10 protein-coding genes are annotated in these 12,677 nt (G+C 45.5%); 7 read left to right on the top strand and 3 right to left on the bottom strand.

Annotated features, from left to right (window positions below):
* The first annotated feature begins 293 nt into the window (after window positions 1-293).
* From V512_RS09320 to V512_RS09310, 3 genes are read left to right on the top strand one after another with little or no spacing between them, the layout of a single operon-like run.
* Complete coding sequence (locus V512_RS09320; protein WP_099830207.1) at window positions 294-1,574, top strand: extracellular solute-binding protein; 1,281 nt, start codon at window positions 294-296, stop codon at window positions 1,572-1,574.
* Between the two features lie 56 nt (window positions 1,575-1,630).
* A complete protein-coding gene (locus V512_RS09315) occupies window positions 1,631-2,542 on the top strand; it encodes a sugar ABC transporter permease (protein WP_099830206.1) in 912 nt (303 codons plus the stop codon).
* A 9-nt stretch (window positions 2,543-2,551) separates the two neighbouring features.
* A complete protein-coding gene (locus V512_RS09310) occupies window positions 2,552-3,403 on the top strand; it encodes a carbohydrate ABC transporter permease (protein WP_099830205.1) in 852 nt (283 codons plus the stop codon).
* Here the strand turns inward: V512_RS09310 and V512_RS09305 are convergent.
* Window positions 3,382-4,350 (bottom strand): hypothetical protein, encoded by a 969-nt coding sequence (locus tag V512_RS09305; RefSeq protein ID WP_099830204.1) that lies wholly within the window; start codon window positions 4,348-4,350, stop codon window positions 3,382-3,384. The genes V512_RS09310 and V512_RS09305 overlap by 22 nt on opposite strands.
* Before the next feature lie 148 nt (window positions 4,351-4,498).
* Between V512_RS09305 and V512_RS09300 the strand changes: the two genes are divergently transcribed.
* The 4 genes from V512_RS09300 (at window position 4,499) to V512_RS09285 (ending at window position 10,433) form a co-directional block, all read left to right on the top strand.
* Window positions 4,499-4,981, top strand: a complete 483-nt coding sequence (locus V512_RS09300; protein WP_099830203.1) for a hypothetical protein — start codon at window positions 4,499-4,501, stop codon at window positions 4,979-4,981.
* 84 nt (window positions 4,982-5,065) lie between these two features.
* On the top strand, window positions 5,066-7,111 hold the full coding sequence (locus V512_RS09295) for a hypothetical protein (protein WP_099830202.1): 2,046 nt from the start codon (window positions 5,066-5,068) through the stop codon (window positions 7,109-7,111).
* 23 nt (window positions 7,112-7,134) lie between these two features.
* A complete protein-coding gene (locus V512_RS09290) occupies window positions 7,135-8,328 on the top strand; it encodes a BREX system ATP-binding domain-containing protein (RefSeq protein WP_099830201.1) in 1,194 nt (397 codons plus the stop codon).
* The gene (locus V512_RS09285) at window positions 8,322-10,433 is read left to right on the top strand and encodes a DEAD/DEAH box helicase (protein WP_099830200.1); all 2,112 of its coding nucleotides are present in this window, start codon (window positions 8,322-8,324) and stop codon (window positions 10,431-10,433) included. Before V512_RS09290 ends, V512_RS09285 begins: the two co-directional genes overlap by 7 nt.
* Window positions 10,434-10,503: 70 nt before the next feature.
* On the opposite strand, the gene V512_RS09280 is transcribed toward V512_RS09285, so the two are convergent.
* Together V512_RS09280 and V512_RS09275 are read right to left on the bottom strand one after the other, a co-directional pair.
* The gene (locus tag V512_RS09280; protein WP_099830199.1) at window positions 10,504-10,776 is read right to left on the bottom strand and encodes a hypothetical protein; all 273 of its coding nucleotides are present in this window, start codon (window positions 10,774-10,776) and stop codon (window positions 10,504-10,506) included.
* A 249-nt stretch (window positions 10,777-11,025) separates the two neighbouring features.
* The gene (locus V512_RS09275) at window positions 11,026-12,102 is read right to left on the bottom strand and encodes a C69 family dipeptidase (protein ID WP_243392353.1); all 1,077 of its coding nucleotides are present in this window, start codon (window positions 12,100-12,102) and stop codon (window positions 11,026-11,028) included.
* Window positions 12,103-12,677 lie beyond the last annotated feature (575 nt).

Below are 12,677 nucleotides of genomic sequence, written 5' to 3'. Positions count from 1 at the left end.
ATCACTGTCCCGCCTTTTCCCGTAACGTTCACTACCATGGCTCTTTACCACAGCAGCTTACGGTGGTTTGAAGCCTCCACCTGCATGGCGGCTTCGAGGGGCCCTCCCTCATCTTCGATTAAGCATGGCTTGAAGTTTCTTTCTTCGCCTTCTTGGCACACCCTGGTCATTATCTCTGCAAGAAGGATTCCTAACAGCCTAGATCCAGTCAAAATAAGTTTCGTATTTATGCATCAACGTTGTATTATTTTATCAGGAGCAGTTGCTCCAATTCTATGGGGAGGTGTTTTTTGATGAATAGGCGTTTTCTTTTCGTGCTAATCCTGTCTTTTCTTCTGACTATGTCTGCACTGATCGCCAACAAAATCGTTCTGGAGTTCTGGACTCATGAAGATCCGAACAGAACTCCACTTGAAGAACGTTTCATCCAGGAATTTCAAGAGATGTACCCCAATGTAGTTATTAAAAGGGTTACCCAATCTTCGACGAAAATCCAGGAACTCATTCTGACCGCGTTCGCAGCCAACCAGGGCCCAGACATCTTCAATATGTCAGTAGAAGATGAGTTCGCCTATATTGTTAATGGTAGAGTGGCTCCAGTAAATTATGAAGCAGCTGGTTACACAGGTAAAGAAGGTCTTTTAGCATCGTATCTACCTGGAACTCTCGCTCCAGTAACATATGAGGGCGAGATATACGGGCTGCCTCTCGAAATAACCAACTGGTGCATATTCCTGAACAAGAAAGTCTTCAGAGATGCTGGTCTCGACCCCGAGGTCGACTATCCTAAGACTTGGGAAGAGATGATGGATGTCTCCGAGAAACTAACGATAAGAGAGGGTGAGATTATCACCCGCCGAGGTTTCGACTTCAGATATCCGTATTATCTCGTTGCATTCATGCCTCTGGTTGAACAGATGGGAGGAAAACTTGTAAGTGACGATGGGAAGACTGCAATCATTAACGATGAAGCTTGGCTCAATTTCCTCGATTATATGGCCGCCTGGGGCCCAAATGGGCAAAATCTCGGGTCGCCCACGTATAAAAACGCCAGAAGTCTTTTCAATATGGACAACAACGACATTGGAATGTGTACATCAGGGCTTTATCAGATAGCTAGAATAAAGGCAGACAATCCTGAGTTCTATGAAAGCGGCGAATTCATGGTTGTCCCCTTCCCACAATTTGAAAACGCTGTGAATCACGTTCCGGCTCACTACTATGGACATTACTACATGGTTAACTCCCAGAAACCGAAGGAGAACCAGGAAATGGCGTGGAAGTTCATATCATACATGCTAAGCCACGCAGAGGAATACCTTGAAAAGGTAGCGATAATAATTCCAACAAACGAGCTTCTCGAATCAGAGACTTTCAAGAACTATCCGTACTCAGATGTCTTCATCTCAGACCTTGAAAAGTCAACTGTCGTTTACTTCTCCGAAAGCTCTGCGAAGATCCAGTCGTTGATTAAGGAAGCTGTTGAGTCCGTTATGCTAAGCGGGACAAGTTCCCAAAACGCACTCAACACTCTTCGCAGAAAGGTTCAAGAAGTCTTGGACGATCAATACTAGACAATTCGCCCGCCGAAAGGCGGGCATGTTAATATCGAAAGGGGTGAGCCTTACCTTTGAGACATATCTTCAATCGGGGTATAGAGCACAAAAAGGCAAGGTGGGGCTGGTTCTTTGTTTTACCATCGCTGGCTTTCTTTGCTGTTTTTTCGTTCTACCCTATCATAAATGCTTTTTATACGAGCCTCTTCAGAAAGAGACTACTTGATCTTCGTCCACCAACATTTATCGGTTTTTCAAATTACGAGTACCTGCTGAAATCCCCAGACTTCTGGAACTCGGTGAAAGCAACATTCATTTTCACTTTAGGCACATTCATTCCCATTGTTGTATTCAGTCTTCTTCTTGCAGTTTTGATAATGTCAAGGCGAAGATTTCAGAAATTCTTCCAAATGGCGTTCTACTCTCCGGCCGTTCTCTCTTCTGTGGTCTCAGCAGCGATCTGGTTGCTGATTTTCGATCCAAGGGGTCTGGCCAACACAACAATGAACACGTTGTTAGGAACCGTGGGGAAAGACTACAAGTGGCTAGCAACTGCAGGTATGGTAAGATTATCCACAATACTTGTCTATTTCTGGAAATATATCGGTTACTTCACAATCATTTATATAACGGGGCTCGCAAGTATTCCGCAGAGTATGCACGAAGCAGCTCAAATAGACGGTGCCAATGGCTGGAAAGACTTCTGGCACATTACTCTCCCCTTGCTGAAACCTACAACTGTTTTAGTATCGATAATGTCGATGCTGCAATGTCTCAAGACGTTCAGCACGCAGTACCTTTTCACCCAATCAGGAGCCCCTACTGAACCGATCAACGTCATTACATTGAACATTTACAACACAGCAATAAGAGATCACAACATAGGAAGGGCAAGCGCTATGAGCGTTTTGCTATTCGCTATTATGCTATTCTTCACCTGGATTCAGTTTAGGGTAAGCCGATCGGGCGGAGAAGTCGATTATTAGGGGGTGCTGATGAAGACCATTAAGAAGCAATCATTTATCGTCGATGTCTTGATTTGGGCCTTCCTGATCCTAACCGCCATTGTAATCCTTGCACCAATTGTATTCATGTTTACCGCATCTCTCATGCCATCGAGAGATATCCTTAAGATGCCTTATCCGTGGATACCCAAAGATCTCTACTGGCAGAATTACTGGCAGGCCTTGAGGGGAAACGATGGGAGTTTCATTTTTCCTAGAAATATTCTTAACTCTTTCATCGTAGCCGGGGTAGTATCGATTTCTACCGTTTTTCTTTCCGCCCTCACAGGATATGGATTGGCGAAGTTCCCTTTCAGGGGTCGAAATCTTGTCTTTCTGCTGATAATGGCCACAATGATGATCCCCTTTGAAGCCATCATGATTCCTCTCTATCTGGTAGCCACATCACTGAAGATTCAAAACTCCTATATAGGACTGATCCTTCCATTTCTAATGAACGCGTTCGGCATCTTTTTGATGAGACAATACCTTATCACGTTTCCAGACGAGATAATTGATGCCGCAAGAATCGACGGTTCCGGTGAATTCAGCATCTTCTTGAGAATAATACTCCCCAACAGCGCGCCGGCTATCGCGACTCTGGCAATTCTAACATTCAGAACCCAGTGGGATAATCTTCTATGGCCGCTATTGATTTCGCAAAGCGAGGAAATGAAGACCATTCCCCTTTACATCGTCAAGTTCGCAACGGAAAAGCACACAAATGAAGGTGCGATGATGGCAGCTGCAGTCATAGCAAGCATTCCAATCCTTGTTCTCTTCCTGGCGCTGTCCAGATATTTCGTCAGTGGTGCTTCACTTCATTCTTCGCGAAAGGGATAACCGAAGAGGTATCTTGGTTCGATTATTCCAAAGAACGAGCCTTTCAGGGAGAACACTTCCTGAAAGGTTTCTTTATCAATGACGGAAACGGAATCATCAAATCGGCACAAAAGAAGCTTTCTGCCCTGCCGCCAGTCAAATATCGGCACTAACTCTCTCAAGGGTCTTTCAACTTCCAGACTCTCCTTTAGGGTGTGGTCGCTCTCGTCAAATATCAGAATCCTGCTTCCCAAAGAGTCAACGACGAAGACTTCTCCATCAAGAACTGCAACATCCATAGCGTAACCAACAGGAATCCCTTGTCTTTCTTCCAGACCGAACGTGCTTATCTCGAATATCAGAACGCCTTTATTAGCAGCAGCAACGTAGAACGCTCCTTTGGATACGGCGACCGCATTAATGGTCAATCCACTTTCCAAATCGTTAATATAACGCGGATGAATCTGATCAATCAGCTCAAATCCGCTATCACCTCTTCTCACAACAAACAATCCATCGAGTTCACTGCCGACCAGAACATAATCATTGCAGTACGACACTGAGTTTGTCCACCCCTTCAACGGAATGGTTTGGACATGCCTATAGAAGAGCGGTCCATAGAATTTGAAGACTTTCAAGCCAAGCGTTCCATCTGCAACGAACACCTCCAGTCTCTCAATATCTACATCTATTGCTTCGCAGTGAAAAGTATCAACTACACTCAACTTCTCTTGCTGATTGGCTGGCAGCACCGCAAATCCTCTATCTCTTAGTACATTGAAGATCAGACCGCCGGCGAAGACTCCTCCACTAGACAAAGAAGGAACTGGAAGAATCCGAACCTTCCATTCGTAGTCGTTTAGTGATACTTCTACAAGCCCGCCGAATCCCATTCCGAAGTAGAAAGTTGTTGAGCAAAGACATGAACTAATAATGATAATTGCCAGTAGAGGAATACTTCTTCTCATAGCACCACCTCCAGTTAAATTCTAGTACGTTTCTGGAGAAAAACAACTTCAATTGCGAACACTGGCATTCACGAGATCACTTCGCCCTCTTGATAATGACGCTTAACCTCAGAGACGACAGGATATATAATTAAAGAGAGGTGATTATATGGGTAAGAAGGAATTTCTGCGAAAGATCATCTCCGAAGGACGAAGCGCCGATCAAATTGCAGATCTTTTCGGAATAACGGTGGACAAACTTGAGAGATACCTGGAAGATCCCTCACAGTCAAGGCTTGCAGTTGCAGAGGCGATAACAGAACTCAGGAGGTTGGAAGCTCTTCCTCTAGAAACAAAAGAAGACATTTTGCTTTTCTCCTTCAAAGTGATTCTGGAGTCTATTAACTTCCTTTTCGCTGATATTGAGAGAGCCGCCTGTGAGAAAACAGAAGAGCGACTGTCTGTCATGATCAGAAAACTCATCGATGGAGCTTACCTTCTTCTTGCGATCTCAAGACTGGAAAAAGCCGGGGAAACTCTTCCCTCCCTCAGGCAGGATCAAAGATTTCTGAGAGCTTGCCAAAATAGAGCGCTTATTGCCGAAAGATTATTGGATCTCGCCGAGCTGATAGACCTGGAGATCGAGCGCTGATTCGGTGTTTTCCGGAAGCTGCAAATCGCCTTCATTAAGTGTAGTATAATCAATTTGGAAGCTACTTTAAGTGAGGGATATATCTTGTCTGATTCTCGACATCGGGAATTCATTACTTTTTTGTCTTCTGAAGACGTTATTGAGAAAGCAAACGAGAGTCTTGAGGGTAAGAGCTGGATACCACTTATTGAGACCTCAAACGCTGCTCTAATATCTCTCAAGACACCAATGGTTGCAACACTTTTCAAGAGACTGTTTGATACTAAGTACGCTTTCATATACAGAAGCATCGAAGGTCAGCTTGTCTCAGCATCATCTGAGAGTACAGTTGCCCTCGTTGAGACGCTTATCCTGGCGGCAACAGAACGTCCGGTTTTCGATGAGAGCTTCATGAGCTTCCTGGATTTCTTCAAAGAAGCGCCTCAGATTTTGGAGAGAATAGTCGTTCATTACGCCAACAGAATTGTGAATCAATCAGACTCATTCGTTACAGGGTTAAGGGATCTCAAGATTCTATACGAGAAGGTACGTAGAAGGGCAGAGCAATTCGGAGTGAACCTTCCCCTAAGCGAGTTTGTTTCAAGTGTATTCGGCCTTGATACAACTCTACTACCGTTGATCGAGTCGGATCTCGTAGATTTTCTCGCGAAATTCCCTCCGACTGAAGAAGGGGTTTTCAGATTCCTCGACAATCAGATCAAACTCGCCGTTGGTGAATACGACGAAAGTAGTGTAGAGATACAATTATCAAGGCTTGAGACAATAATTAGAGAAATCAAACGATACTGTTCAACCTTCATGAAATGGTTGACAGTGCCAGACAATCTCTTCATAGCCTTCTTGGAAAGGGGAATTCGAAAACACGGTACGCTTGCTACATGGTTAGAAGGAATAAAAGAGGCAAGAACCGAATATGGTCTATGCCAAAGCCATTGGGAAGAAGCAAGAAAGTGGTACTTCGAAAAGATAAGTGCGAGGATCTTGCCGTCATTCCAGAAGTCGATGGCTGGTTGGGCTTGCTGGACAATCGTCGAGGAACGACAGATAAAAGAGCCGCTGGCTCACGCTGGAGAAACAATGAGGTATTCTGCAAGAAGAAGCGAGTTCCGCATAATAAAGGCAGAAGAAAGCGGTGGCGTCTACGTCCTTTGCTCTATTGACGAGCTCATTGTCTCATCGTTGGGACTCATGAAGGCCGGGAGAAACTTCCCATTCAACTCGATAAGAACACAGCTGGAAGAGCTAAAACTCTCGAGAGAAGCTTTTCTCGACAGCAAGGATGCTTTGTTCGTCGGATATACCTGGAAATACCTTCTTCCTGGAGGCGGACCGGATAAGGAAGCGAAGAACAATGAAAGGATCGAGTGCTTCAATTACTATGTTGTCACCGTTTCTGCTACAGGTTTTGGAGTACCACTAATTAAGCTTTTCTTTGCGAAAGAAGAGAGCGCAAGAACATTCATAGAGTTCTTGAGAGAGGCAAGGGTTATGTCTACGTGGAAGGAATACCCACAAAACGGTCTTCCAGCGTCACTAAAAGCGAAGCAGAAGAATCGTTCGGAGTATCAGTGCGAGAGTAACGCCGAAGACAAGGATCAGAAGACGGTAGAGGATCTAATCATTGAAAGGCTTATCGAAGAAGACGCCGAAGAAGAATCTGAGGGACCTGAAGTACCGGAAACAAAGAATAAGCCGATATCCATAGACTTGCTGGAGAAGATAAATTCTCTCCACTATGAACTTGAATGGACGGTTAAGCGGATGAACGAAATCGAATGGAACTATTGCTTTCCAGAGCTGGATACGGCTGAATTAGGTCGTGTGAACCTTCCAGAAATGCCCGAAGAAAGAGATGGATTTAAAGAACTGGAAGAAAAGATTGAATCCCTTGCTGGAAAGGCAAGGAAGACCGTCTTCAGGATTCTCTCTTCTGAGCCCGAGAGAGAGTACACTCTTCAGGAGCTGGGATTGACGTTCTGGAGCGTTTTCGTTGTCGCGCCCAAGATAACAAGTGGGGGAAAGCCTCTTATAGAAGTGATTAGCGGCGATGTACCGAAGCTTGTTTGGGGAACGAATTTCGATGAAGAAACGAGGGATTTACTTAGAGCGAGATTCGCTTCAGAAGAATGATGGAAAGTTGAAAGGAGATATCAGTGGATTACCATCCCATGTTTGAGGCGATAAGAGCCGGAACGGCGGTTCCCGTCGATTATGTTAAGGAAATTGTAACGGGTCGAGAAAGATACACTCAGGAAATTGAAAGCGACATAGACTATGTCCTCACCGGAAAGAGCAAAGTCAGAGTCTTTCTAGGCGAATACGGTCTGGGCAAGACTACCCTCGCAAGATATGCCGAATATGTCTCCAGAGAAAGAGGAATGATGATATCTTGCCTTTCCGAAAAGGACTATGACACCCTTCACAAACAGGATGAGTTCTTCAGGTCTATCATGAAGAATATGTCAATGGTCGGTATCAACGGCAATCCACTTAAGATATTCCTTAGGGCCTGGGCAGAGAAAACACTCGCTGAACTCGAAGAACTGAAAATAGCAAGTGATGATGTTAGTAATGTGAGGGAGTATCTATCTACCCGTGACAATTACGATCCCAATGGAATGTTCTCTCATTTCTGCGCGGCTTATGTTGCGAGCGCTGGGAAAGGAGCTCCCGGCGAAGAGTTTTACGCCTACCTGGTAGGAGACAACGTCGACAGAAGAACCATGAAGAAGCACGGAATATACCACTTTTTGCAAGACGACGGCTGGAACTTCTTAAGGTCTTTCACTTCGCTAATGGACACTTTGCAGGTGCCAGGACTAGTTGTGATCATGGACGAACTTGAAGCAACTATGAACAGAAGGAGAGACGTAAGGGATAGGACTTTCAACCAGTTAAGGGAAATAATCGACAAGATGTCTTCTGGTTTTCTTCAGAAGAGTTATTTTCTTTGGTTAGGAACGGACGTATGGTTTGAGAACAAACATAGAGGCATAGCCTCTTATCATGCACTCTATGACAGAATGAAAAACATATCAGGTGACAGCAGCGGAAAGACAGTTATCCTTAACCTTGATCCCTTAAGTAAAGAGGACCTAAGAAAACTGATCAGAAGAATAAAATCGCTCTACTCAAGTTGCTACTCATATGCTGCAGACTCCTCTTTCGAAGAGAAGACTCTTGAGACTCTAATGAAACAATACACTGGAATTGACGGAAAACTCAGACCGTCTGTTAGGGAAGTCACCAAGCTTACTGTCGAACTTCTAGACTCTTCAAGACTAGGAAATGAGACAGACACGATCGGGAATACCGACTCTGTAAAGGCTGCTGATAACTTGTGGTAGTCGATCCAAGACTTAATCAGAGACTAATCGACTTGTTCTCATACAGATATCGCTGGCAAAGCTTGAGGGAGATCCAGAACAGAACAATTCCTCCTATTCTTGATGGGAAGAATCTGTTACTGATAGCCGGAACTGCATCAGGCAAAACAGAAGCCGTAATGATACCGGTGGTCAACAGACTTCTCGAAATCTCTGGGGGACTGAAATGCATCTACTTAGCTCCTCTAAAATCATTAATCAACGATGTTTCATCTCGTCTTGAGCTGATGTTGAGACCTTTCGGGCTAACTGTCGGGAAATGGCATGGAGACCTCACACAGTCGGAGAAGCTCACCGTGGCAAAGGAAGCTTCAGTTCTTGTAACAACTCCTGAGTCAGTTGAGGGAATCTTCTTGAGTGATAACAGAGAACTGCTTTCTTGTCTCGAATTTATAATCATTGACGAGGTCCATGCCTTCATTGACTCTCCAAGGGGGGCTCAACTCGCCTCTCTGATGGAGAGAATCAAGATACTCTCCGGCATTGATCAACAGAGAATCGCGATGTCCGCAACGGTTGGGAACCCAGAGCTGCTGCTAGAGTGGCTAAACGGAAGTTCAGACAGAGAATCGGAACTGGTGGTAGATGAGAAGAGAAACAAAAAAACAATCGAGGTTCTTACCGAGAAAGAAATCTCTCCCGCTAAATATCTTGAAAAGCTTCTTACGGAAACTAACGATAAAGTACTCGTCTTTTCTTACTCAAGGTCTAAGGCAGAGGAGTTTGCAGCACAAGCGAGATCGATAGATATAGACACCCCGGTCCACCACAGCTCTGTGTCCAAGTCTTTGCGAGTAGAAATCGAAGAGGAATTTAAGAAGGACAGAAAGCTGAGGGCCATAGTCGCAACCTCAACTCTGGAAATGGGTATCGATATTGGTGATATTGATAGAGTGATCTTCCTGGAGATCCCACCATCAACTGCTTCATTCCTTCAGAGAGCCGGACGGGCAGGAAGGAAAGGAAACAAGTCATCGGTTTCGGTCTTCATAGAAGATCCGCAAAGTCTTTATAATCTTCTTGGAATATCGCAGATGCTGGCCGTAGGTTCGGTCGAACCTCTTAAGCCTAGCGATTATCACTTACCGTTGTTGGGTCACCAGTTAATCGGTCTTACCCTAAACAGAGGTTCGCTTTACCATGATGATCTCTCAATACTTAAGAGAGCCTTCCCTTTCAGAAAAGTCGAGACTGAAGACTTCAATATTCTTTTGAAGCACCTGATCGACGAGGCTTTTCTTGCAAAGACTGGCAGATCGGTAACACAAGGTGCATCAACAGCAGAAATTGTTGGCAGCGGGAAGGAAAAGATGGATTTCGTAGTTCTCTTCCCGGGAGGGTTTGAGTACTCTGTGATATTCAACGGACATGAGATCGGGAAAATCCACCCGGCCGTCCTGAGCAGTTCTTCTGATGATGAAATGAGTTTTCTGCTCGGCGGTCGTTCATATTTGGTCAAGGAAGTCAACTCAAACAGGAAGACCGTTCATGTAGTTAAGGGTAGCAGTGGCAAACCGCCCTCGTGGTTTGGGGGAAGCTCCTTGATGACGAAGGAGTTCGCAAGAGCTATAAGGTCTTCTCTCCTTGAAATGAGAATTCCAGATGGAATGCTTCTTTCTCCGGGCGCTTCGCAAATACTGCTTGACTTCGTTGACAATCACAGAGCTTCGCCAAATCTGATTTCCCTTCGAGAATCCAATAAAAGAGTGATTATTGAGACGTTTGCGGGCGATTTGTCCAACATCTTTCTATCCCTGTGTATAAAGGCAGTTTCTGGCCTCAAATCGGTAAGTGCGAACTGGCACAGTGTTGTAATAAAAAGAGGTGTCGACATTGATGAGCTGCATGAGATGCTTCTCGCTATCTCAAGATTGGAAGTTCGTGAAGTCTCGGGGATTCTCTCTACCTTTCTCCTGGCCAATCCTTCGGAGCTGAAGAGACAATACGAGCTCTTCGGCGAAAAACTTGAAAGATACGTTCCTAAGGAACTTCTAGTGAAATACGTAATTCACAGGCTATTTGACTCTTTGCTTCTGAGTGAGCTAGCAGGAGCCGTCATAGAGTGATCCAGTAACCCTGGTCCGTTCTTTTCTGTATTCGTTTGATATAGGGGCCACAGCCCCCAAGAAGTAGTTATCAGTCTTCCTCAAAACCCTCTTCCATCTCTACCACAGAATCATTCAATCTCTCAAGATCACCCTTTAGATCGAGAATCGAGGCTTGAAGCTCGGGAAGGCGAGCGACGATTTCGTCAAGACCGTCGATCCAATCCTCAATGCTAGATCTCAACTCTGTCACTTCGTCCTGCTCCATGTCAGGCAACGCTTCATGGAGTTCTTGAACATCTGCATTCTCAAGCTCGTCGAAAAGCTCCTCAACTAGATCAAGGATTTTCTCTATGTTTTGCACCTTTGCCACTCCTTTCGGCTTCAGCTTCTATACTGACAGATGTTATCACAAGTCCAACGTTTTTTGTACAGTGAGAAGCTCCAATTTCCAATTTCGATATTCTTCTTGAACAAAGTCGAAATGGAAGCGCAGATTTGATTATTCGGGTAGTCATTTGAGATGAAGAAGAGTGTAGGACACTCAAGCGTTTCAAGACTCATAGGCAATGAAAAGAAGCGGCCGCAAGGGCCGCTTCCGATACCCAATCAATTATCTCTCGGGGAATCCGTAACCGATAGCTTCGTTCCACCAGTCGGGATACGGTGAAGATCTGAAGTTGACATATCCGAGAGCGTAGTTTCCAAGAAGTCTGTCGCCAAGCAGTTTCCATTCTTCGTGCCATGCAACCGCGTTCATAAAGGCATAATTGGAAATCAAATCTATGGCGCCTTCTGGATCAGTCTCATACATCTCTGTAGCAATCTTTTGAACTTCCGGTGTAACCTTGTAGAGAACTTCCAGTTTGGGATCCCTGTAATTCCTGATATCCTGGATCGCAAGATTATAGTGAAGTTCAGCCATCTGCTGAACGTAAGAGTTGACCCACCAACCGGAGTCTCTTCTGAACTCTTCATACCTGCTGCCTGTTTCGTAGAACTTGGGAAGCTCTCTCATAATAGGCCACAGTGGAACTATGTAAGTTGTATCAGGCGCACCGTAACCGTACCAGCTGATTCCCTTGAACGGGTCTGCATAGGCGGAGTTTGTCTGCCCGATATGGACGTAGCAAGTCCTGTGCATGTTGATGCTTCGTTCCCAGGTTCCAGTTCTACTTGTGTTTGCGTACCTGAGAGGATCGCCCCAAGGTCCGGCAGCAAGTCCTACCGTAAGATCGTAATCCGTTCCCTGATAGTAATCGCCCTTAATCACAAATATGTCGTGAACCGTAAGCAGTCTGTCAGGCTTCACTGAAAGAGGGAACCTTACGTCGTGAGGGCTAAGACCCAGAGACGGGGCTACCAGATCGAATGCTCTCCACTCTCTTCTAGTTGCATAAAGGTTGTCGTTCGGAGCGTAAATCTCTGCTATGTTGAAGGGCTTACCTGAACTGGGATCGTACCAGCCCTGGTCAACTGCAAAAGAAACGATATTCGGGGAGGCCATCACGTTCTCTGTATCTTCGAAATCGACTTCCATGATCCTTGCTCTGTTCGCAGCAACTGTGAAGTGATCACTAGGGATTCTTACGCCAGCCCAGAGGTCTCTTCCATAGAATTCGACGATCCAGCATTCTTCACCGTCAGCAACGGTCATTGTCTCTCCGTGAGTAGCCCAGGGAGATTTCACCCCCAGGCTCTCTCAGAACCGGACTTGAACCTCTCGATTCATCCGGCTCCCATTATCCAGCCGCATAGATTATCCTCATTGTCCAATGTGCAAAGGAGATTTCATACGACCTCATCTTGTCTGTTTGCTCCTTCCTTGTCTCTTTTCACAGTTCCTCCCTTTCGGTTGTCTGCACAGAGTTGGTTGACTAACCTACAAAACTGGATAACACAGTCCCTTCGCTCCACTCCCATTACAGGAGCTTCATCACTACTACGGACTGTTCCGCCCCTGAATCTGGCATCGGTACTTTCACCCTCGTGGGTCTTCCACTTGTGGCTTTTCCCTTAACATCCAGATCCAGGTTCCCAAGTTCCTAATCGAAGCCTGTACCAGGGTCACGCCACCTGTATGCCGGTCACCATCTGGACAGTAAGCAGGTATCCTCCAGACTTATCCCGGGATAGTAGCACCCCCCGGTTTAGATGACACTAAAGGTCGTTACGACACGTTCACGGTGGTTCACTTGTATTCGTCTCCTCTGGTACTCACCTGACGGGATCACTGTCCCGCCTTTTCCCGTAACGTTCACTACC

The organism is Mesotoga sp. Brook.08.105.5.1 (assembly GCF_002752635.1).
In the GTDB taxonomy this organism is placed as follows: domain Bacteria; phylum Thermotogota; class Thermotogae; order Petrotogales; family Kosmotogaceae; genus Mesotoga.
This window is presented reverse-complemented; position numbering and strand designations above follow the sequence as displayed.

Coding starts and splice junctions, on each gene's coding strand:
- V512_RS09320 (WP_099830207.1), top strand. CDS start 294: ATGAATAGGCGTTTTCTTTTCGTGCTAATCCTGTCTTTTCTTCTGACT.
- V512_RS09310 (WP_099830205.1), top strand. CDS start 2,552: ATGAAGACCATTAAGAAGCAATCATTTATCGTCGATGTCTTGATTTGG.
- V512_RS09305 (WP_099830204.1), bottom strand. CDS start 4,350: ATGAGAAGAAGTATTCCTCTACTGGCAATTATCATTATTAGTTCATGT.
- V512_RS09300 (WP_099830203.1), top strand. CDS start 4,499: ATGGGTAAGAAGGAATTTCTGCGAAAGATCATCTCCGAAGGACGAAGC.